Below are 22,084 nucleotides of genomic sequence, written 5' to 3'. Positions count from 1 at the left end.
TTAAGAATAGTTCATCCTCCAGGTAACACTCATGGTAAGACAGTAGGGGATATCAGCGAAAATAAGTTAACCTGACCTCTTAACTACAAATTAATACTGTTCCTAGTATATATCCTAATCAAGCAAAAAATCATTCCGAGAATACTCATATCTCGGAATGATTTTGTTATTAGCATGATTTATTTAAAATTCTTTATCCATCTGTGGAGAAGTACGATAAAAACGGAAATTGCCTGTTTCCATTCGTGCGACCGTATTTTCAGAAATGCGATCATGACAAATATCGCACATATAGGTATGAATTGGTCGATTACGCAATTTTTTTGCTAAAGGTAAATTATCATCTAAATTATGAATCGTATCGCAAATAACGCATTTAACGCGCATTGCATTCCCTCCTATTCAGCACGAATGGCTGATACGTTTTTAATAGGATTGTCAATATTTGAACCGTCTCTTAGTAATACATGGATAGGCCCATCTTCTAAAAGGGGCTTACCATCTTGGCTATATTTTAAAATAAGTGTATAAGCTTCTTCAATTGTGAATGGATATTCTTGACCATCTTTGCAAGTTAAGACGATTTTTGTCGCTTCTTGTTTAATTTCAGCATTCTTCAAGAAATGACTTAATTCGATACCAAAAGTACCTGTTTCCATTCCTTTACGGTCAAATTTCCGCTCAGATTTTAATGTAGGTGGGAATGTTGCCCCTTCCATAATTTCACGTGACCAGTGAGCTCCTACTTCACGCATATATTTGATGTCGGCATCTTCCTCAATATCTTGAGTAATGAAGTAAGTGTTTAAATCTAATTTACGATCATCGAAAATCCACACAGTAGGATCTAATGTTAGTTGGTATGTGACTGCACCTGTGATAGGAATTATTGTTTCCATAATAGAAATCCTCCTCAAATCTTGTATATCCATGACATAGTATAACGCTAATACCTAGAGATAATAAAGAAATATAATTCCAATTCTCTATTTTCCAACGAAGACACTTGCATTTTTATCGACTAAAAGATAAACTTTATTAAGATAGAATCGAAGAAATATCAGATAATGGGGGCGTCCTCATGGATACGAAATCACAAACTTCTTTTCAAGAGAAGGCTTTGGAGCTATTAGTTGCTGATGCAGATAAGATTGCTCGCCTTATTCGAGTACAAATGGATCATTTAACAATGCCACAATGCCCTTTATATGAGGAAGTATTAGATACACAAATGTTCGGCCTGTCACGTGAAATTGACTTTGCTGTGAAGCTTGGATTGATTGAACGTGATAAGGGCAAAGAAATTCTCGATTCACTCGAGAAGGAACTTTCTGTACTACACGACGCGTATACAGACAAATAAAAAGAAAAACTCAAACGCTTCTTTGCGCTTTGAGTTTTTTTACTAGAACGAGGTTTTCCAATGAGACAATACTTAAAACGTTATGCACAAAATTTTGATTACCCCTTATTTTTTACGGTCCTATTATTAAGTTTATTTGGGTTAATAATGATTTACAGTTCAAGTATGATGGTTGCTATTGCACAGAAAAAACAAGCACCTGATTTTTTTTATCAAAAGCAAGTGACCAATTTAATGGTGGCTTTTCTCGGTTTTATAGTGGCGGCCTTTTTTCCATACAAACATTATGCGAATAAGAACATTATGTTATTGCTAACGGTCGTATTGGCGGTGTTATTCACATGGTTAAAATTGTTTGGTCATGGGGCAGATGAAGTAGGCTCTCAAAGTTGGATTGCTATTCCAGGATTAGGGAATTTTCAGCCTTCAGAGTATGCGAAACTATTTATAATTTTATATTTTGCAGCTGCTTTTTATCGAAAAGCGCAAAAATATACATTTGAAAAGCTACAACCTACTGAAATTTTTTACCCAATTTTTCTATGGATTTTAGTGGTTGCTGGGGTAGCCTTTGAAACAGACTTAGGAGCAGTAATTATTCTATGCGGAATTGCCGTTTCAGTTGTAGCTTCTAGTGGTATTCCGTTTAAAACATTTTGGAAATTTTTTGGTGTGTTAGGTGCATTTGGTACAGCTATTCTTGGTATTCTCTGGTTATTTAAGGGAGAGCTACTAACAGGAAATCGAAAAGGACGGATATTGTCTTACTTAAATCCGTTTGAGTATGAGGATGGTAGTGGTCACCAAGTGGTGAATAGTTATTATGCCATTGGCGGTGGCGGCTTAGAAGGACGTGGCCTTGGTCAATCCATTCAAAAATTAGGATACTTACCTGAACCACAAACAGATTTTATTATGGCAATTATTATGGAAGAGCTAGGGATTTGGGGCGTTTTAATTGTCTTATGTGGTCTAGGATTTATTGTATATAAAGGTTTTTCTATTGCATTACGGACAAAAGATCCATTGGCACGCATGATTGCGGCCGGCATTGCGAGCTGGATAGGCTGGCAATCGTTTATTAATCTTGGGGGTGTAACCGGGTTAATCCCGTTAACCGGTGTAACGTTACCTTTTATAAGCTATGGCGGTACATCTATAATCATTCTATCTTTAGCGATGGGGATATTAATCAATGTTTCTATGTTTGAAAAGGTAGAGAGGAAAAAAACACAATCATAAAGGGGGATACCTATGGAATCAATCAACAAAATTCTCGTAGCCAATCGAGGAGAAATTGCAATTCGTATTTTCCGTGCTTGTACGGAGCTGAATATCCAAACTGTTGCCATCTATTCAAGAGAGGATAGTGGTGCTTTTCATCGCTTTAAAGCAGATGAAGCTTATTTAGTGGGAGCGGGCAAGAAACCAATTGATGCTTATTTAGATATTGAAGGTATTATTGCCATCGCAAAAGATGCAGATGTTGATGCGATTCATCCAGGGTATGGTTTTTTATCTGAAAACGTGGAATTTGCACGTCGCTGTGAGGAAGAGGGCATTGTCTTTATCGGGCCAACTTCTCAGCATTTAGATATGTTTGGAGATAAAGTCAAAGCACGTTCACAAGCCATTGCGGCTGAGATTCCTGTTATACCAGGTACAGACGGCCCTGTAGCTAATCTAGCAGAGGTAGAGACGTTTGCTAGCAATTATGGCTATCCAGTTATGATTAAGGCGGCACTTGGCGGTGGTGGTCGTGGGATGCGTCTTGTCCATACGCCAGAGGATCTTGCTTCTTCTTATGAAAGAGCAAAATCAGAAGCAAAGGCTGCTTTTGGTTCTGATGAAGTGTATGTAGAGAAGGCCATCATAAAACCAAAACATATTGAAGTACAGATTATTGGTGATCAACACGGCAATATTGTGCATTTATATGAGCGTGATTGCTCGATCCAGCGTCGTCACCAAAAAGTGGTGGAAATTGCGCCATCTCATTCGATTTCGGAGGAGTTAAGAAATCGTATTTGTGATGCTGCTGTGAAATTAATGAAGAATGTCTCGTACATAAATGCAGGGACAGTGGAATTTTTAGTCGCAGGAGACGATTTTTATTTCATCGAGGTAAACCCTCGCATTCAAGTAGAACATACGATTACAGAAATGATTACAGGTGTAGATATCGTCCATGCCCAAATTAAGGTAGCGGCAGGCTATGGACTACACAGTGAAGAAATTCATATGCCAAAGCAAGAAGATATGCCAATGATTGGCTATGCCATTCAGGCTCGTGTGACAACAGAAGACCCTGCAAATGACTTTATGCCAGATACAGGAAAATTAATGGTTTACCGTTCTAGTGGCGGTTTTGGAGTACGTTTAGATGCCGGGAATGGATTCCAAGGTGCTGTCGTAACACCTTATTATGATTCTCTATTAGTGAAAATTTCGACATCGGGCATGAACTTTAAAGAAGCTGCTGCGAAAATGGATCGTAATTTGAAAGAATTCCGTATTCGTGGTGTCAAAACGAATATCCCATTTTTAAACAATGTCGTTACACATGAGAAATTTATATCAGGTGCCTTTGATACAAGCTTTATTGATACAACGCCAGAGCTTTTCGAGTTCCCTGTTCGTCAAGACCGTGGGACAAAGCTATTAAGTTATATCGGAAACGTGACATTAAATGGCTTCCCAGGAGTAGAAAAGAAGTCAAAGCCCATTTTTGTGCAGCCGAACCAACCTAAAATCGATCCTTTAATTGTACCACCAGCAGGTACGAAGCAGATTTTAGATACACAAGGGGCAGATGGCTTGGTGCAGTGGATTTTAGCACAAGACGATGTACTACTAACAGATACAACATTCCGTGATGCGCATCAATCATTACTCGCTACACGTGTTCGTTCGCAAGATATGTACCAAATTGCCGATGCGACAGCACGTATGATGCATCAATTATTCTCGCTGGAAATGTGGGGCGGGGCAACATTTGACGTAGCCTATCGTTTCCTGAAAGAGGACCCGTGGGAGCGCCTAGCGAAGCTGCGTGAACAAGTGCCAAATGTGTTATTCCAGATGTTACTACGTGGAGCTAATGCTGTTGGTTATACAAACTATCCTGACAATCTAATTCGTGAATTTATCGCGGAATCAGCTTCATCAGGTATTGATGTATTCCGTATTTTCGATAGCTTAAACTGGATTAAAGGTATGGAAGTAGCGATTGATGCGGTGCGTCAATCAGGAAAAATTGCCGAAGCAGCAATCTGTTATACAGGTGACATTTTGGATGATAGTCGTGCGAAATATTCTGTGCAATATTATAAGGATATGGCGAAGGAGCTAGAGGTAGCAGGTGCACATATTCTAGCTATTAAAGATATGGCTGGTTTACTGAAGCCAGAAGCGGCCTATCGTTTAATTTCCGAGTTAAAAGAGACGACAAGTCTGCCAATTCACTTGCATACGCATGACACAAGTGGCAATGGAATTTACTTATATGCCAAAGCCATTGAAGCTGGTGTAGATATTATCGATACAGCACTTGGGTCTATGGCGGGCTTAACATCTCAGCCAAGTGCAAACTCCTTGTACTATGCGATGAAGGGCAGTAAACGTGAGGTACGTGCGGATATCGATTCTATGGAGAAATTATCGTACTACTGGGAAGATGTTCGTAAATACTATAAAGATTTCGAAAGTGGCATGATCAGCCCACATTCAGAAATTTATGTGCATGAGATGCCTGGTGGACAATATAGTAACTTACAGCAGCAAGCAAAAGCAGTAGGTCTTGGTGATCGTTGGGAAGAAGTGAAGCGTATGTATTCCCGTGTAAATCTACTATTTGGTGATATTGTCAAAGTGACACCATCTTCCAAGGTGGTAGGTGATATGGCTTTATTCATGGTACAAAATGATCTAGACGAAAATACGGTATTAACAAGAGGGCAAACGATTGACTTCCCAGATTCAGTCATTGAATTTTTCCAAGGCTATCTTGGGCAGCCACATGGCGGGTTCCCAGAGGCATTACAACAAGTAGTGCTAAAAGATCGCGAAGCAATTAGCGTTCGTCCGGGAGAATTATTAGAGCCTATTCAGTTTGATCAATTAGAGGCTGTGCTAGAGACGAAATTAAATCGTCCTGTAACGAAAAAGGATGTACTGGCTTATGCTCTCTATCCAAAAGTCTTTGAGGAGTATGCAAAAACGGCAGAATCCTTCGGCAATATTTCGGTTCTCGACACACCAACATTCTTATATGGCTTAAAGCTTGGAGAAATTATTGAAGTCGAAATCGAAAAAGGGAAAACATTGATTATTAAACTCGTATCAATCGGGGAACCGCAACACAATGGAACACGTGTCCTGTACTTTGAGCTCAATGGACAATCGCGTGAATTGGTGATTCAAGACATGACTGTTGAGGTAGATGGCAATCTAGCATTAAAAGCCGATCCAAGCAATCCAAATCAAATCGGTGCTACAATGCCAGGTACTGTGTTGAAAGTCGTTGTTTCTAAAGGTAGTCCAGTTAAACGTGGCGATCACCTATTAATTACAGAAGCGATGAAAATGGAAACAACTGTTCAAGCACCAAAAGACGGCATTGTAAAAGAGGTATATGCAAGTGCAGGAGATGCGATTTCAACAGGGGATTTACTGATTGAAATTGAATAAATAGTCGTGAAAAAAGGTTATTAGATACTTTTATTAGTATCTACATAACCTTTTTTTATTGTGTTTAAGTGATAAATTATATAAGATTTGATTAGTTAATCAAAAAAATGTTCAATCAATCAATTGGAGGTTCTATGGATCGTAATAAAAATACCTTTATTCAGGAAGCAAGAAAGCAGCAAATTATTGAAGCTACGATAACGACCCTTGATGAAATTGGTTATGTGAAGGCGAGTTTAGCACAAATCGCTAAACGTGCTTCTATAAGCACAGCATTAATTTCTTATCATTTTGTAGATCGACAAGATTTAATCAATCAAAGTCTGCAAGCGCTAATTGATCAATCAACAACTTTTATTTTGACAAAAACATATACTGCCAATAATCCTGTTACACAATTAGCAAACTTCATAGAGGCAAGTATTGCTTATCAAGCGACACACCCGAAGGAAAATGCAGCATTATTAGAAATTGTCTTCAATGCTCGGACGGCAGAAGATATCCCTTACTATAAACTGCCAGATGAAGAAGAAGATCCGTTATTGATGGCATTATGTAATATTTTAGAAGAGGGTAAAAAACAGGGGACATTTAGTGTCAGCTCTATCAATGTAATGGCAAAAGTTATTCAAGGAGCTATTGGTGAATACATGCTAATAGGGGGACCGCTTGCTATTGCAGCAGAGGAGTATAGTTACGAAGTAACAAATATTATATGGACAGCAATGAAAGTAGAGGGGCCAAAAAATGCTTAAAGCACTATTTAACTGGATGTTAGTCATTGGTTTAATTCTATTAGGGGGCCGTCTTGTAACGTTAATTTGTCGATATTTCGACATTCCCTTTACAACATTTTTTAAAGATTATGCACTAGTATCCATGATTATTTTAATTGTAGGAATTATAGGGACAGAGGCTATGAAGAAACAAAAATAATCATAGAAAAAAGATTCGACACATCATTGGTGGCGAATCTTTTTTAATGGGCTATTTCTTTTTTCATTATAATTACTTCGAGCAACTAGCATGATCATGTAACATAATAAACCGAATAAAAGGGAAATAAATAATGAATGCAGTAAAGCGACCGTTAAATTCAGTTTAGTTAGGACTACTAACATACCAGCAATCACTTGTAAAACTACTATAGTAAAGGCAATTACCCATCCATAGTAAATAACACGTTGGTTTTTATACTCTTTCACAGCGTGCCAAGTTATGTATGCAATCCAAATGAAAATAATAAGAACAGCTAATCGATGTCCCATTTGCACCCATTCGTACATGTTATTCGGCGGTGCGAAAGGTGTTTCATTATAGCAAAATGGCCAATCAGGACAAATTAAGCTCGAATCTGTATGACGAACTAACGCCCCTGTATAAACGACTAAATAAGAATAAATTGTGACAGCAATTGTATGCCAACGTAACTTTTTACCAATAAATACGTTATCAGCATCAAATTTCCGATCGACTTCAAATACAATCATAGAAAGAAGAAGAACCGCAGCAAAGGAAATAAGAGATATCCCAAAATGAAGTGCTAAGATGAAATCACCTTGCCCCCATAATACTTGAGCTGCTCCAATAAGAGCTTGCGCGATTAAGAAAAACATTGCTAAGAAACCTAATAGCTTTACTTCACGAATATGTCCGAGTTTACGCCATGTCCAAATGGTTAACACAAGAATTGAAATAGATACGACTCCAGTTACAAGACGATGTGAGAATTCAATAAGGACTTCTGGTGTAATCTCCTTTGGAATAAGAGATCCATTACAATCAGGCCAGTTTCGACCACAGCCTAGGCCACTATCTGTTTTTGTAACGAGAGCCCCACCTAATAATATAAGGAGCATCCCTACTGTAGCGGCAACAGCAAACCATTTCAAATACCTGTTGTGTTGCATAAAATGAGTCACCTACTTTATCTATCAACATTACAAGAACGTAATGTTTCTGCTACTAGATAATATCGAAAATACGTATAAAAAACAACTTGTAAAGAGAAGGGACTACTAGATGTCGATTCCATTTCACAAATTGTTCATAATTTCGTGCTTTAACCTTCACAATTCATTTTAGAAAATGTTTTACTATAGATATGTTGTTTTTAATTATATTTCTAGACAAAACTAATTTTTACAACTTCATCTAAATTTCACTTAATGTCTAGAAATCAATCGCAAATTTCGCTATAGTTATTGTTAGCGGAATATGCTTACAAAAATGAAAGGAGAGGTATTATGTCAAACGGTCGTACACTGGCGGCTACTAGAAATACTGGTCCAGAAACAACATCTGTTGTAAAAGATTTCTTAGCACTAATAAAAATTGGAATCGTTAACTCGAATCTTGTCACAACGTTTACAGGGATGTGGCTGGCTTTTCAGTTTACTGGTGGACATTTCTTGCAAGAGCTTGATGTCATATTTTACACCATGCTGGGTGCGGCATTAATCATTGGTGGCTCAGGTGCAATGAATAACTTCATTGATCAGGATATAGATCCTATCATGAAAAGAACAAAAGCAAGACCGACAGTGACAGGCAGATTTAAGCCAAACTTTGTGTTGACCATTGCCCTCTCATTTTTAATTGTAGGTGAAATTTTGTTATTTGCGGCATCGTTTGCAGCCGGCATGTGGGGACTAGTAGGAATATTTGCTTATGTCGTTCTGTATTCAATGTGGTCGAAGAGGAAGCATGTTAGTAACACGGTTGTAGGTAGTATTTCGGGGGCTATTCCTCCTGTTATTGGATTCGCAGCGGTTGAGCCTGCGTTAGGTCCAGGAGCACTAGCTTTATTCCTTATTATGTTTGCATGGCAACCACCACATTTTTATGCGCTTGCTATGAAACGGACTGAGGAATATCGTGCAGCTAAAATACCAATGCTACCTGTTATAAAGGGATTTAAACGTACAAAGTACTCAATGTTATTCTGGATTCTTTTATTATTACCGTTACCTTTCCTTTTAACAGAGCTTGGAATTGGCTTTTTAACTCTTGCTACTGCATTGAACTTGGGTTGGTTAATACTAGCTCTGAAAGGCTTTACAACAAAAGATGATATGAAATGGGCAAATAAAATGTTTATTTATTCGTTGAATCATATGACCATACTATTTGTATCCATCATAATATTTGCGGTGTTTAGCTAAAGTTAGGGATTCTTTCTTTTTATAAGAATTCATATAGACAGAACTGATGTCCTAGGTACACATGAAAATACAACAAAGAAAGAGGGGTTTAATTAAGCTATGATGAAAGGGCTTAAAAAATGGCGTCTTTTTTCACTTCTAGCAGTGATGATGGTTTTCCTTTCAGGTTGTGGTGAAGATTATCTTTCTACACTAAAACCATCTGGAGAAGTAGGTAAACAACAATTGAATTTATTACTGTTAACTACTGTAATTATGACGCTAGTAGTAGTAATAGTATCCGTTATTTATTTACTTGCATTCTTAAAATACCGTCGCTCACGCGTTGGTGAAAATGTTATCCCTAAGCAAGTAGAGGGTAGTCATACTTTAGAAGTGATTTGGACAGTTATTCCGATTATTTTATTATTAATTATCGCTGTACCAGTTGTTACAACTACTTATAAATTTGCAGATGTAGCTGCAATGGATGAAGTAGATGAAGAAGGGAACAAAACAGCCCTAACGATCAATGTAACGGCAAAATTATACTGGTGGGAATTCGAATATCCTAACCAAGGTATCGTAACGGCTCAAGAGCTAGTGGTACCAACAGGTGAAAAAGTTTACTTTAATTTAAAAGCTGCCGATGTTAAGCACTCATTCTGGATTCCTGCTGTAGGCGGTAAAATGGATACAAACGTAGAAAACTTAAACAAATTCTACTTAGTATTCGATAAAGAATCAAAAGATCTTAAAGATGGCGTATTTTATGGAAAATGTGCTGAATTATGTGGACCTTCACATGCATTAATGGACTTTAAAGTAAAAACATTAAGCCCAGATGCATTTGACGCATGGGTTGATGCAATGAAAGCGACAGAAGGACAAACAGCTGACAAAGCTTCAACTGATCTTGGTGAAGCAACTTTTGCTAACAGCTGCTTAGGCTGTCATGCTATCTCTGGTTCTGGAGCAGGTGGTACACCAGGTCCAAACTTAACTACGTTTGGTGACCGTAACCGTGTTGCTGGTTTCTTAGAGCATAATGAAGAAAGCTTAAAAGCTTGGATTAAAAACCCTGAGGAATTTAAACCAGGTAACTTAATGATGAATGCTGAAGGCACTGCGCCTATCTACGGTGATTTATCTGATGAAGAAATTGAAGCTCTTGCAACTTACATCATGGGCTTATCAGTAGAAAAATAATTTTCGTTCTATGTAACAAATTTTGAGGGAGGTAAAAGTTGTGAGCTCATACACACAGAAAAAGGGCTTTGGAGCAGCTGTCTGGGATTACATCACTACTGTTGACCATAAAAAGTTAGCAGTGATGTATTTATTAGCCGGTACATTGTTCTTCGCTATCGCTGGTTTTGAAGCATTATTAATGCGTATTCAATTAATGAAACCAAATAATGATTTCATATCAGCTGGTTTTTTCAATGAATTATTAACGATGCACGGAACAACAATGTTATTCCTAGCTGCTACGCCACTATTATTCGCATTTATGAACATGCTTGTACCATTACAAATTGGTGCGCGTGACGTTGCATTCCCGTTCCTTAACTCATTAGGGTTCTGGTTATTCTTCCTAGGTGCAGTATTCCTTCACCTGTCATTCTTTATGGGTGGCGCTCCTGATGCGGGCTGGACTTCTTATGCATCATTATCTTTATACTCTCCAGGACATGGTATTGATTTCTATGTTCTTGGTTTACAAATTTCAGGGGCAGGTACTTTAATTTCAGGTCTTAACTTTATCGTTACGATTATTACAATGCGTGCTCCAGGTATGACATTTATGCGTATGCCATTATTCACTTGGACTGCTCTTGTATCAAGTGCATTAATTTTATTCGCATTCCCTCCATTAACAATTGGTTTATTAATGATGTTATTTGACCGTATGTTCGGTGGTAACTTCTTTGACCATACAATGGGTGGTAACACAGTAATTTGGGAGCACTTATTCTGGATCTTCGGACACCCAGAGGTTTATATCTTAGTATTACCGGCATTCGGTTTATTCTCTGAGATTATTCCAGCGTTCTCTCGTAAGCGTCTATTTGGATACTCTTCAATGGTATTCGCTACAATTTTAATTGGTTTCTTAGGGTTCATGGTTTGGGCTCACCATATGTTTACAGTTGGTCTTGGGCCAACAGCAAACGCAATCTTCGCTGTTGCAACAATGGCAATTGCGGTTCCAACAGGTATGAAAGTATTCAACTGGATCCTAACTATTTGGGGCGGATCAATTAAAGTTACGACACCAATGCTTTATGCACTTGGTTTCATCCCGTCATTCGTTGCGGGTGGTGTTACAGGGGTAATGCAAGCATCTGCACCTCTTGACTACCAATTACATGATTCTTACTTTATCGTTGCTCACTTCCACTACGTAATCGTTGGTGGTATCGTTACAGCATTATTCGGTTCAGCGCACTTCTACTGGCCAATTTTCTTCAACCGTATGTTAAACGAAACGCTTGGTAAGATTACTTTCTGGGTATTCTTTATCGGATTCCATTTAACATTCTTCCTTCAACATTTCTTAGGTTTGATGGGTATGCCACGTCGTGTATTCACTTACATGGATGGTCAAGGTTGGGATCAATTCAACTATATCTCTACAATCGGTGCATTAATGATGGGTGTAGGGGTTATCTTAATGGTAATCAACTGCTTAATGTCTATTAAGGGCAAACCAGCAGGTCGCGACCCATGGGGTGATGGACGTACTTTAGAATGGTCAATTCCACAACCAATTCCATTCTACAATTTCCGTCAAACACCACTTGTTCGTGGTTTAGATCCATGGTGGATTGAAAAACAAGAAGGTAATAAAGAAGTTACATTTGCTGAGCCACTAGGTGATATCCATATGCCAAATAACTCAGCGATTCCATTCGTTATTTCATTAGGTATGTTTATTGCAGCATTCGGTGCACTTTACAATCCAGATGCAGATAAACCATGGTCAATCTATGTATTAATCATTGGTTTAGCGATTACATTTGGTGCGATGATTGCTCGTTCTGTTAAAGACGATCATGGCTTCCATTTACACAAAGAAGAAATTATTGAAATTGAAGAACATCTTTACGGCAAAGGAGGAAATAAATAATGGATTTCAATACTAAATTTACTCCTCATACTTGGCCAGATCATCCTGAACAAGCTACGATGGAAGGTAAAAATAAAGTCGTTGGTTTCTGGATTTTCCTTGCCTGTGAAGTTGTACTTTTCGCAAGTTTATTCGCTACTTATTTAGCGCTTAAGAACAAAGGGCCAGCTGGCATGGAGTTCACAACTCAAGGTTTATTTGAATTACCATTAGCATTTGCTATGACGATGTTATTATTAACATCATCACTAACATCTGTTTATGCAATTTACCATATGCGTAACTTTAACTTTAAAGGCATGCAAACTTGGTTAGCGATTACATTAGCTTTAGGTCTTGGATTCTTAGCACTTGAAATCTATGAGTTCAACCACTATGTGCACCTTGGTTTTACATTTAACCAATCTGCATTCGCAACAGCGTTTTATTCTTTAGTTGGTACACACGGTTTCCACGTAACTTTAGGACTTGTATGGATTGGAACTTTAATGATCCGTAATGCTAAACGTGGATTAAACCTGTACAATGCACCTAAATTCTTCGTAGCTGCTTTATATTGGCACTTTATTGACGTAGTTTGGGTATTTATCTTTACAGTAGTTTACTTGATGGGAGTGATCGGATAATGTCTTCACACGATACACCTATAGTTGCTAAGACACAAGCACAGTATGAGTATGATCGTCATCATAATGCCGTTCATATGCGTAAACAAGTAATCAACTTTGCGATTATGATTTTCTTTACTTTTATCGCATTCGCAGTAGTTGCAGCTGATTTTTCTAAATACTTAATTATGCCATTCGTATTATTGTTGGCTGGCGTTCAAGTTGTACTTCAACTTTATTCTTTCATGCACTTAGAAGACAAAAAAACTCACTTTGGTGGCGTTATTGGTTTCTTCATGTGGATGGGAATTTTAATCGCATTTACATTCTTCTTAGCATTTTTAACAATCATTTGGTGGTAATCACCGAAAAAGCACGTTCGTTATTTTGTACGAACGTGCTTTTCTTATGTTTTAAAGGTATTTAGGTATCAAATGAAGCAAACAATGTTAAACTTAACATTTGTTCACCTTTCGTTCATTGCAGTATAGCTGTAAGCGTTTTATAATAGGAGTACTGAAGTTTAAAGGAGTGCGTTCTATATGCCACTTAGTATATTTGGTTTTCAAGCATTGTGGAGCCCATATTTAATAGGGGTTCTTGTTTTTATAACAATCATCTATTTTCTAGTCACAACAAAGTGGCGTAAAGATTTTAAAGTAAGTGAACCTTTGAAAAAAAGTGAAGCTATTTATTTTGTGTTAGCTATGATTACCATTTATATTATCAAAGGATCTCCTATTGATTTAATGGCTCATATTATGTTTACCATGCACATGGTGCAAATGGCTATTTTGTTATTGCTAGTACCTATTTTCTTAATTAAAGGAATCCCTTGGTGGGTTTGGAAGGTGGCTATTGAGGCACCGGTTGTTAGAACATTGTTTAAAGTGTTAACATTACCAGTCGTTGCAGTCTTTGTATTTATCGGTCTATTTTCTTTCTATCATTTACCTTCCATATTGGATTACATTAAATTAAATGAAACATTACATGGTACCTATACATTTGTATTATTTCTTTCTGCAGTGTTTATGTACTGGCCTTTAATTCAAAATATGCCAGATAGTGCTCAAATGAAGCCTTTGCATAAATTAGCCTATATTATTGCCAATGCCGTTTTAATTACACCTGCTTGTGGATTAATTATCTTTGCCCCAAATGCAATGTATGAGACATACACAAACGGTGATGCATGGTTAAAGGCAATGGAGCTTTGTGTACCAGCCTCTACGTTGTCAGGCCTATCTTTATCTGGACCAGAGCTATTTACAGACATGAAACCTGTTGCAGATCAGCAATTAGGAGGCGTGTTAATGAAAATCTTACAAGAACTTATTTTTGGTGTATTAATTGGTATAATTTTCACAAGATGGTATCGTTCTGAGCAAAAAGATCCAGATAAAATCACTGCTGATGCTTTAGCTGCCCATCAAAAAAAGTGGGAAAGTCAACAGCAACATTAATTGAAGAATAGAAATTAACTTTGTATAAGGGGTTTTGACAATGGAATTGCAAATTTTGCCTACTATTAGTACATCGTTTATCGTTATTAGTGCTGTACTAGTAGCGATAGGATGGGGCTTAATTATAAAAAGAAATGTAGAGGGGCATAAGAAAGTAATGCTTGCTGCAGGGGTTGCGGCACTTATTTTCTTTATTATCTATGCATCCCGTACCATCTTTATTGGAAATACGGCTTTTGGCGGTGGAGAAGATTTAAAACCATATTATACGTTCTTCTTGATTTTCCATATTATTTTGGCGACATCTGGAGCCGTGTTTGGTATCGTTAGTATTATTTCAGGTTTAAAAACAAACCTAAAACTACACAGACGAATTGGGCCAATTACAAGTATTATTTGGTTCTTTGTTGCCATAACAGGCGTACTCGTTTATTTATTATTGTATATTTTATTTGAACCAGGTGAAACAACATCTGTTATTAAAGCCATTTTAGGGTTTTAAAAAAATCTCCCTCCTTATTTTTGTACAGGAGGGAGATTTTTTATAGTTGGTTGGAATAGTGAGAGCACTACGACAACAAGTAATGGACCAATTAATATTCCAAGAAATCCAAAGATTTTAAAACCAATAAACATGGCAATAAAGGTATTCAAGGAAGAAAGACCAATTTTATCGCCAATAATTTTTGGTTCAATCATTCGTCGGACTAGAAATTGCCCAATGGTTAATAAGATTAAGACAACTGCATATAAATAATCGCCTGCAAAGACTTGATAGATCGACCATGGGACTAATAATATAAATGAATCAAGAAAAGGGATAAAGTCTAAAACAACCAGTAGTATTGCTAGCAGTATAGGAAAAGGTGTTTTTAAAAAATAAAATGCAGCGAATGATATAGCAAAGATACCTATCCCTACAAGGAATTGAGCTTTTAGGAATCCAAATAGGGCTAGCTTAACACGTTGACCAATAAAGATAATTTTTTGATGGTAATGAAAAGGAACGGGCGTTAATAATTTACGATTAATTGTTGGTAATTCTAAAAGTAACATGTACAACACAATCCAATAAACAAAAATATCAAATAGACGTGTGGGAATATATGTTAGTAATGTTGACCAAACATTAACGTTTGTTAAGGATAGGGAAAATTTTTCGATGGAAGCTAAAGCTTTTGCAATTATGAATTGAATTTGTGAAACGAGCTCTACGGGTAAATGATAGGTGTAATTGCTGAGCTTCGATTGCATTTGAATCCATAGAGCAGATAATTGATTAAGATAATCAGGTATATCAATGATAAAGGAAGAAAATTGTTTCCAGCTTATATAGAGGAGAAGTGAACATAATAATAAAGATATACTTAGAAAAAATAGAAAAAAGAAAAAGACAACGATTTTCCGTTTTTTTCGAAACCGTTTGCTCATTCGAACAATAATCGGTTCTAAAAGTAAGGCGGTTAAGTAGGCAAGTAAAATTGGTAACGATATGGAGATGGACCAAAGAATAAGTATACCCATTGCGATAACAATAATGGGATGACGAAAAAAAGGACGATTAAAAAATGACAACATTTTTCTCACCTACATCATGTAATAGATATAGGTAGTATGAGAAGAAAAAAATTTTTTACTCAAAATAAAAAAGACTGGACCACCAGTCTTTTCACAACAATGAAGCTATTTACGCTATACTTGCAGTCACTTTAATGTACGAAAGATTAGCGTGCGTTAACAGGTTCAAAGTTATTTTTATTTGTAGGTTCGATAGAGAATTGATCTAATTCTAATTTAACCTTTTTTAAGATTTCTTCACATTTTTTTACAAGGTGTGCTGGATAAACTTCGTCATCGCCATATTCAACACCGTGTGGATAATAGTATTTACCAAGGACTGGTTTCATTAATGTAAGGATGGCATCGTGTGCACCAACATCACCAGAAATAGCATATGCGAATACGCGTAGGTAATAACGACCTTCACGAGTATCGAATCGTTTATCGAATGTCATACGCTCGTAATCCCAGCCGCCATCACATTCTAAACCATGTTTTTTCATAATGCTGACAATTAGCTCTTGATCAGCTGTTAAATTTTCAAGGTTAGTATTTTCAAAATACATGTATAGTCCTCCTTTAGGTTCTCGTACAAAGTATACGCTCATTTTTATAATAGAGCATATTCGACATTGTTGCAATGACAACATTGTGTCAACCCAATTACAATTGATATAATAACTTACAATAATGGTGATGAAAAGGAGTGCTGTATGAAAGCTTTATTCCGCATTTTAATGGTTGGTGGTGCAATCGCGTTAATTGGCTTTATGTTTTTTAATACCCCGAAGGAAAACGAGCCATTAGAAGGGCCAAATACCAATTCTAATATTATTCCTCAAACCCAGCTAAAGCAGCAACCTGCAATAGGAGCAATGACACGTCCACAAACGGGTATATCTACATTGATAGGAAAAGGCACACAAACTGTTTTAGAAAAATATGGGGAGCCGGCAAGAAAAGAGCCATCCTCATTTGGTTATCAATGGTGGGTCTACAATGAAGATGTTTCAACTTTTTTTATGATTGGTATTAATAATAATATTGTGACACAAATTTACATAGCAGGACAAGAAATTGATGCATTTCCTTTTAAAGTGGGGCAAAAACGTGATGAAATATATAGAATGACAATCATTGACTATGAGGTGGCTGCCACAGTAGGCGAAAATATTTTCATTTTCTCGATGAGTGAAGAAGATATGCAAACAAGGCTGCTTGTCCAATTTGATGGTCTTTACGCACAGCTTTATATAGATAGGGAGACAAGTGAGTTACAGGGGATACGCTATACAGACAGTGAAACACTTGTCCTTCATCAGCCATATGAAATGAGTTATCAAGGAGAGCTTGTTAGACGTACCCCACCTTCCTCATTTTTACAGCAAGAAATTGATGCGGCCAACGCTAAACAGCTAGATGATTTGTTAAATGTTACAAGAGTCCATCATGATTTACTTCCTTTAGAAATGGATGAATCATTGGAGGAAGCGGCAAGAATGCATAGTGAAGATATGAAGGTACAAAATTTTTTAGCACATGAATCTCCGACCTATGGCGATCTAAAAAAACGATTACAAGCGCAAAATATCGATTATAGTGAAGCGAATGAAAACCTGGCCACTGCCTATTTTGATGCGATTGAAGCTATGCATGGCTGGACAAATTCTCCTGAACACAGAAAAGTACTTTTGAATGATAAATACACCCGCGTTGGTTCTGGTGCATTTGTAGATTATTATACGCAAATTTATCTTGAGCCCACTTCACAAGAATTGGATAGTGAAGAGCAAGATAACGAAGAACGGAAAAATGAAGAACAAGATAGTGAAGATTCTACAGAGAAATCAGATCAAACCTCACCATAACAGAAGAATATTCATATGAAGACAAGCTTTCGACAATCGGGCTTGTCTTCATTTTTTATGTGCAGTTTCTCCAGCTCTTAGGCTTCTACATTTTTCGTCACACCGTTACAAACGCCGTCATATGATAGAGAACTGAGAGGGGGAATGAGGTTTGCAATTAGCAGAGCTATTAAAAGACTGGCCATGTAGCGTGACGGGGGGATCTATACGGACAGAAATTACTGGTGTAGAGGACTATGCACAGGCAGTACAACCTGGTGATATCTTCATTGTACGAAAAGGTAAAAAAACATCGGGAAGTCGGTTTGTCAAAGAAGCATTGGCAAGAGGAGCTGCTGCTATCGTTTCAGAAGAAAGCATCTCTTTGCCAATTATCGATAAAGAAATTCCTTTTGTCTGGGTTCCTAATACAGCATTATTTTTATCGTATGCAAGTGCAAAGCTTGCTGCTTTTCCAGCAGAAGCTTTAACTGTTATTGCCATTACAGGTACAAATGGAAAGACTACAGTGAGCCATTTTGTCAGTCAGCTTCTAAATGCTCTACATAAACAAGCAGCAGTTATCGGAACGGTTGGCTTTTTCATCAATGGCGAGAAACAACAAACGGCTTATGAGCAATTAACAACATTGCAAGCTAAAGAATTACACCCCATTCTAAAGCAATGTGTGCGAAAAGGTGTTACGCATGTTGTGCTAGAAGCTTCTTCAATGGGGTTGCAGCAGCATAGACTCGATCATTGTGACATTGACTGTGGTGTATTTTTAAATTTATCAGAAGATCATTTAGAAGATCATGGTGGGTTAGAAGCTTATAAACGTGCTAAGAAACGATTAGCGGATTTATCAAAAAAGCTAGTATTAAATGGAGATGATAACTTTTGCCGTTCTGTAGGCATCTATGATAAGAAAAAATCTTGCTCATTTGGTTTTGATAATCACAATGATTTACATATCCAAATCGTCAGTGAATCAGTTGGAAAAACCGTCCTTTGTCTACAGACTACAGCGAGTGAGCATATTGTGGAAATTCCTTTTGTCGGAAAATATCATGTACAAAATGCTGTGGCTGCCTTAATGGCCGTATGGCGCTCAGGTGTCCCTATGGAAGATATAGTTGGACATCTGTGGACATTAAGGCTACCAGAGGGCAGGCTAGAGAAGATTGAAAATCCATTAGGGATTGATGTATATGTAGATTATGCCCATACAGCAGAAGCTTTACAAGCGGTATTACAAACCTTTGATCGTTCCAAAACAATTTACCTTGTCTTCAGTTGTGGTGGAAATCGTGATAAGGCGAAACGTTTTGCTATGGGAGCAGTAGCAAGTAAATACGCTGATGTTATTTATTTAACAACAGACAATCCACGTGATGAAGATCCAATTGTAATTAATGAAAGTATTATTGCTGGTTTTACAGAGCAACAATATTATGAAATATACTTAGATCGGAAGCTTGCTATCCATCAAGCGTTAGCAAAGGCAGAAAAGGGCGACATTGTTCTTGTTGCCGGAAAAGGGCATGAACAAACTCAGCAAATAAAAAACCAAAAATTCCCTTTTTCCGATCAACAATGCATTAAAGACTATTTTGCAAGTCTAATTATGGACGACGCTGAATAACAAAGAAAGATCCTGTAGCAATGGCAAGCTTGCGACCAGTCTCATCTTCGATATCACATTCCATGACAAGTGTTTGGCGGCCCTTATGAACAAAACGACCACGTGCAATCAATTCTTTATTCGTTGTGGTAGCGATATACGATATATTCATATTCGTAGTAACTACATTATATCCCTCAGGCACAGAGCGTGAAGCAAGCCCTCCCATAGCGGCATCAGCAATCGTTGCAATAATACCCCCATGTGGCACCTTTATCGTATTGTGAATAACAGGTGTAATAGGGATACGTACCTCGCTGACCTCAGGCTCAAACTTTCCTACCATATGTAAAGTAGCATTAATATAACGACGGTGAATGCCTTGCTGTTTCTCCCGTAGTCCATTTAAAAGATGTAATAAAACATCTTCATCTTCCTCGGTACTGTCTTGTAAAATCTCGGCAACTAACTGTTCAATCTGACCTTTAGATGTTGTCATCATTTGGAAAACCTCTTTCATTAAAATTATCAATAATGTAAAATTACCATAAAATCTGTTATGATGGGAAAGAGATTGGGGGAATTAATAATGATGATGACCTCTGACTGGGTAATCATTTTGGATGAGGCGGAAGCGCTTTGTGAGATGATTCTTTCCTCAGAACCTGCGATGGCGCTACAACAAGCGTATGAAGCAGTATATAGTGATGCACAAATTGTTGAAGCTATATATGCATTTAATCGCATGAAAGAGCAGTACGAAGATGTACAACGTTTCGGAAAATATCATCCGGACTACCATACAATTATGAAGTCGATTCGCCAACAGAAAAGGGCCCTCGACTTAAATGAAAAAGTTTCAGCCTTGAAAATTGCTGAAAACGATTTTCAGGATTTACTTGATGAGATTAGCCTATTAATAGGAAAAACAGTCTCTGAAGCGGTAAAAGTTCCTGTAAGTAATCCATTCTTTGCATCTGGTTCATCTTGCGGAGGTGGATGCGGCTCGGGCGGTTCATGCTCTTGCTCAGCATAAATAGGATGTGTATATAACATATCTCTTCTAGACTGTAGACAACTCGAAGGCAACAACTGAGTTAGTTTACAGTCTTTTTTATAATTGAATTGAAGGAGGAAGCATAAATGAAAACATATCGAATTGCTGTGATTCCAGGGGATGGAATAGGAAAAGAGGTTGTACCAGCTGCAATAAAAGTTCTTGATCAAGCAGCGTTATTAGATGGTCGCTTTCAATTTGAATGGACAACTTTTCCCTGGGGCTGTGACTACTATTTAGAGACAGGTAAAATGATGCCTGATAATGGCATTGAGCTGTTAAAACAGTTTGATCAAATTTTTTTAGGGGCAGTGGGAATGTCTGATTTGGTTCCAGATCATGTATCATTATGGGGCCTTCTCATTAAAATTCGACGCGAGCTACAGCAAGCTATTAATGTACGACCTGCGAAGCTATTACAAGGGTTACCATCACCTTTACGACAACCAAATGGCTTTGACTTTATTGTTGTAAGGGAAAATTCTGAAGGGGAGTATGCTGAAAGCGGAGGAAGAATACATAGTGGTCAAGATGAGGTGGCAATCCAAAATGCCGTTTTTACAAGAAAGGGTACAGAACGGGCGATGCGCTATGCATTTGAACTAGCCAAAACACGTCGTGGACATGTAACAAGTGCTACAAAATCAAATGGGATTACATATAGCATGCCTTTTTGGGATGAAGTGTTTGCTCAAGTAGGAAAAGAATATGAAGAGGTAGGTCAAGCATCTAATCATATTGATGCACTAGCGGCATTTTTAGTGATGAAGCCAGAAAACTTTGATGTTATCGTAGCATCCAATTTATTTGGGGATATTTTAACAGAACTAGGCGGTGCCATTATGGGAAGCATCGGTATTGCACCTGCAGCAAATTTAAACATTGAAGGGCATTATCCATCGATGTTTGAGCCAATCCATGGTTCTGCACCAGATATAGCTGGTCAAGGAATTGCCAATCCCATAGGGCAAATTTGGACAGGGAAGATGATGCTTGATTTCCTTGGTTATCAAGATGTGGGAACAAGTATATTAGATGCTATTGAGCAAACATTAGCGCAGGGTATAAAAACGCCTGATTTGGGTGGAACTGCCACACTACAAGAAGTAACTGATGCAATCATAGATTATTTAACATAATGTTTATTGAAATGGGAAGTAATAATGGATCTAACATTTACATGAAAGGGAAGGCACACTTCACGAGTGTCCTTCCCTTTCATGCTGTTGAAAAAAGATGATGTCAACGGCAGAAAAAGCAACTTTGCAAGGTGAGGGGGTTGATTTCCGTTCCTCCAGCGTCCTTTCCAGGGGGCGTCCGAGGAGCCGCTTCACTCACTTCCGTTCGCTCCAGGATCTCCTCTGTGACGCTAAATCCCCTAGGAGTGACGCTGGCTCCACTCCAATCAACCATTCTGCAAAATGTCTTTACTTTTTTCATAATCAAATCGCCTATTATCTGTATTCTTAGAGGGGATAAGCTCTTATTTTCAATGTGGAGAAGTGATGCGTAACAACACCTCTTCATAAAGAGTAGTGAGCACCTTCACTTTATTTGAAAACCTGTGCTAAAAAGTTAGTGGGTTGAAGTGGGA

Annotated in this window: 22 protein-coding genes; 16 read left to right on the top strand and 6 right to left on the bottom strand. The window is 37.7% G+C overall.

The annotated features are described in order from the left end of the window. Positions 1 to 183: 183 nt before the first annotated feature. Both ACEVFT_RS18410 and ACEVFT_RS18405 read right to left on the bottom strand, forming a co-directional pair. Positions 184 to 387 carry a YlaI family protein gene (locus ACEVFT_RS18410; RefSeq protein WP_048394712.1) on the bottom strand — a complete coding sequence of 68 codons (204 nt, stop codon included), beginning with the start codon at positions 385 to 387 and terminating at the stop codon, positions 184 to 186. Between the two features lie 11 nt (positions 388 to 398). Next, a complete protein-coding gene (locus tag ACEVFT_RS18405) occupies positions 399 to 899 on the bottom strand; it encodes a peptidyl-prolyl cis-trans isomerase (protein WP_205441738.1) in 501 nt (166 codons plus the stop codon). A 182-nt stretch (positions 900 to 1,081) separates the two neighbouring features. Between ACEVFT_RS18405 and ACEVFT_RS18400 the strand changes: the two genes are divergently transcribed. The 5 genes from ACEVFT_RS18400 to ACEVFT_RS18380 all read left to right on the top strand — a co-directional run bounded on the left by ACEVFT_RS18400 (position 1,082) and on the right by ACEVFT_RS18380 (position 6,988). Next, positions 1,082 to 1,363 (top strand): Fpa/YlaN family protein, encoded by a 282-nt coding sequence (locus ACEVFT_RS18400; RefSeq protein ID WP_036125355.1) that lies wholly within the window; start codon positions 1,082 to 1,084, stop codon positions 1,361 to 1,363. A 60-nt stretch (positions 1,364 to 1,423) separates the two neighbouring features. Beyond that, the gene (locus ACEVFT_RS18395) at positions 1,424 to 2,605 is read left to right on the top strand and encodes an FtsW/RodA/SpoVE family cell cycle protein (RefSeq protein ID WP_205441740.1); all 1,182 of its coding nucleotides are present in this window, start codon (positions 1,424 to 1,426) and stop codon (positions 2,603 to 2,605) included. Between the two features lie 12 nt (positions 2,606 to 2,617). Further along, positions 2,618 to 6,052, top strand: a complete 3,435-nt coding sequence (pyc, locus tag ACEVFT_RS18390; protein ID WP_205441742.1) for a pyruvate carboxylase — start codon at positions 2,618 to 2,620, stop codon at positions 6,050 to 6,052. Between the two features lie 134 nt (positions 6,053 to 6,186). Then, positions 6,187 to 6,807, top strand: a complete 621-nt coding sequence (locus ACEVFT_RS18385) for a TetR/AcrR family transcriptional regulator (RefSeq protein ID WP_393950960.1) — start codon at positions 6,187 to 6,189, stop codon at positions 6,805 to 6,807. Continuing rightward, the gene (locus ACEVFT_RS18380) at positions 6,800 to 6,988 is read left to right on the top strand and encodes a hypothetical protein (RefSeq protein WP_342442630.1); all 189 of its coding nucleotides are present in this window, start codon (positions 6,800 to 6,802) and stop codon (positions 6,986 to 6,988) included. The genes ACEVFT_RS18385 and ACEVFT_RS18380 overlap by 8 nt, the downstream gene beginning before the upstream one ends. A gap of 23 nt (positions 6,989 to 7,011) precedes the next feature. On the opposite strand, the gene ACEVFT_RS18375 is transcribed toward ACEVFT_RS18380, so the two are convergent. Then, positions 7,012 to 7,962 carry a COX15/CtaA family protein gene (locus tag ACEVFT_RS18375; RefSeq protein ID WP_393950959.1) on the bottom strand — a complete coding sequence of 317 codons (951 nt, stop codon included), beginning with the start codon at positions 7,960 to 7,962 and terminating at the stop codon, positions 7,012 to 7,014. A 336-nt stretch (positions 7,963 to 8,298) separates the two neighbouring features. On the opposite strand from ACEVFT_RS18375, the gene cyoE reads away from it, so the two are divergent. From cyoE to ACEVFT_RS18340, 7 genes are all read left to right on the top strand, one after another. After that, entirely contained in the window at positions 8,299 to 9,216 is a 918-nt protein-coding gene (cyoE, locus tag ACEVFT_RS18370; protein WP_393950958.1) for a heme o synthase, read from the top strand. Positions 9,217 to 9,315: 99 nt separating this feature from the next. Continuing rightward, positions 9,316 to 10,404, top strand: coding sequence for a cytochrome c oxidase subunit II (gene coxB / locus ACEVFT_RS18365; RefSeq protein ID WP_131521646.1), 1,089 nt, complete (start codon positions 9,316 to 9,318; stop codon positions 10,402 to 10,404). A gap of 40 nt (positions 10,405 to 10,444) precedes the next feature. After that, positions 10,445 to 12,328, top strand: a complete 1,884-nt coding sequence (gene ctaD, locus ACEVFT_RS18360; protein WP_205441752.1) for a cytochrome c oxidase subunit I — start codon at positions 10,445 to 10,447, stop codon at positions 12,326 to 12,328. Further along, positions 12,328 to 12,954 carry a cytochrome c oxidase subunit 3 gene (locus ACEVFT_RS18355; RefSeq protein ID WP_004224788.1) on the top strand — a complete coding sequence of 209 codons (627 nt, stop codon included), beginning with the start codon at positions 12,328 to 12,330 and terminating at the stop codon, positions 12,952 to 12,954. The genes ctaD and ACEVFT_RS18355 overlap by 1 nt, the downstream gene beginning before the upstream one ends. Beyond that, positions 12,954 to 13,298 carry a cytochrome C oxidase subunit IV family protein gene (locus ACEVFT_RS18350; protein WP_205441754.1) on the top strand — a complete coding sequence of 115 codons (345 nt, stop codon included), beginning with the start codon at positions 12,954 to 12,956 and terminating at the stop codon, positions 13,296 to 13,298. Before ACEVFT_RS18355 ends, ACEVFT_RS18350 begins: the two co-directional genes overlap by 1 nt. 180 nt (positions 13,299 to 13,478) lie before the next feature. Beyond that, positions 13,479 to 14,402 (top strand): cytochrome c oxidase assembly factor CtaG, encoded by a 924-nt coding sequence (gene ctaG, locus ACEVFT_RS18345; protein ID WP_205441756.1) that lies wholly within the window; start codon positions 13,479 to 13,481, stop codon positions 14,400 to 14,402. A gap of 40 nt (positions 14,403 to 14,442) precedes the next feature. After that, on the top strand, positions 14,443 to 14,904 hold the full coding sequence (locus tag ACEVFT_RS18340) for a DUF420 domain-containing protein (RefSeq protein WP_205441758.1): 462 nt from the start codon (positions 14,443 to 14,445) through the stop codon (positions 14,902 to 14,904). A gap of 14 nt (positions 14,905 to 14,918) precedes the next feature. Here ACEVFT_RS18340 and ytvI read toward each other — a convergent pair whose 3' ends face one another. Both ytvI and ACEVFT_RS18330 read right to left on the bottom strand, forming a co-directional pair. After that, positions 14,919 to 15,980 carry a sporulation integral membrane protein YtvI gene (ytvI, locus tag ACEVFT_RS18335; RefSeq protein WP_393950957.1) on the bottom strand — a complete coding sequence of 354 codons (1,062 nt, stop codon included), beginning with the start codon at positions 15,978 to 15,980 and terminating at the stop codon, positions 14,919 to 14,921. Between the two features lie 146 nt (positions 15,981 to 16,126). Next, positions 16,127 to 16,528: a YugN family protein gene (locus ACEVFT_RS18330; protein ID WP_205441762.1), complete on the bottom strand. Its 402-nt coding sequence runs from the start codon at positions 16,526 to 16,528 to the stop codon at positions 16,127 to 16,129. A gap of 147 nt (positions 16,529 to 16,675) precedes the next feature. On the opposite strand from ACEVFT_RS18330, the gene ACEVFT_RS18325 reads away from it, so the two are divergent. Together ACEVFT_RS18325 and ACEVFT_RS18320 are read left to right on the top strand one after the other, a co-directional pair. Further along, on the top strand, positions 16,676 to 17,830 hold the full coding sequence (locus tag ACEVFT_RS18325) for a CAP domain-containing protein (RefSeq protein ID WP_393950956.1): 1,155 nt from the start codon (positions 16,676 to 16,678) through the stop codon (positions 17,828 to 17,830). Between the two features lie 151 nt (positions 17,831 to 17,981). Further along, complete coding sequence (locus tag ACEVFT_RS18320; protein WP_205441766.1) at positions 17,982 to 19,454, top strand: UDP-N-acetylmuramoyl-L-alanyl-D-glutamate--2,6-diaminopimelate ligase; 1,473 nt, start codon at positions 17,982 to 17,984, stop codon at positions 19,452 to 19,454. On the opposite strand, the gene ACEVFT_RS18315 is transcribed toward ACEVFT_RS18320, so the two are convergent. Next, a complete protein-coding gene (locus tag ACEVFT_RS18315; RefSeq protein ID WP_205441768.1) occupies positions 19,435 to 19,935 on the bottom strand; it encodes a PaaI family thioesterase in 501 nt (166 codons plus the stop codon). The genes ACEVFT_RS18320 and ACEVFT_RS18315 overlap by 20 nt on opposite strands. Positions 19,936 to 20,022: 87 nt before the next feature. On the opposite strand from ACEVFT_RS18315, the gene ACEVFT_RS18310 reads away from it, so the two are divergent. Continuing rightward, the gene (locus ACEVFT_RS18310; RefSeq protein WP_004224800.1) at positions 20,023 to 20,469 is read left to right on the top strand and encodes a YlbF/YmcA family competence regulator; all 447 of its coding nucleotides are present in this window, start codon (positions 20,023 to 20,025) and stop codon (positions 20,467 to 20,469) included. Between the two features lie 107 nt (positions 20,470 to 20,576). Further along, positions 20,577 to 21,629 (top strand): tartrate dehydrogenase, encoded by a 1,053-nt coding sequence (locus ACEVFT_RS18305; protein ID WP_393950955.1) that lies wholly within the window; start codon positions 20,577 to 20,579, stop codon positions 21,627 to 21,629. Positions 21,630 to 22,084 lie beyond the last annotated feature (455 nt).

Origin of the sequence: Lysinibacillus sp. PWR01, assembly GCF_043359455.1 — a bacterium.
Taxonomy (GTDB): domain Bacteria; phylum Bacillota; class Bacilli; order Bacillales_A; family Planococcaceae; genus Lysinibacillus; species Lysinibacillus fusiformis_F.
The sequence above is the reverse complement of the archived record's forward strand: the minus strand, read 5'-3'. Positions and strand labels throughout refer to the sequence as shown.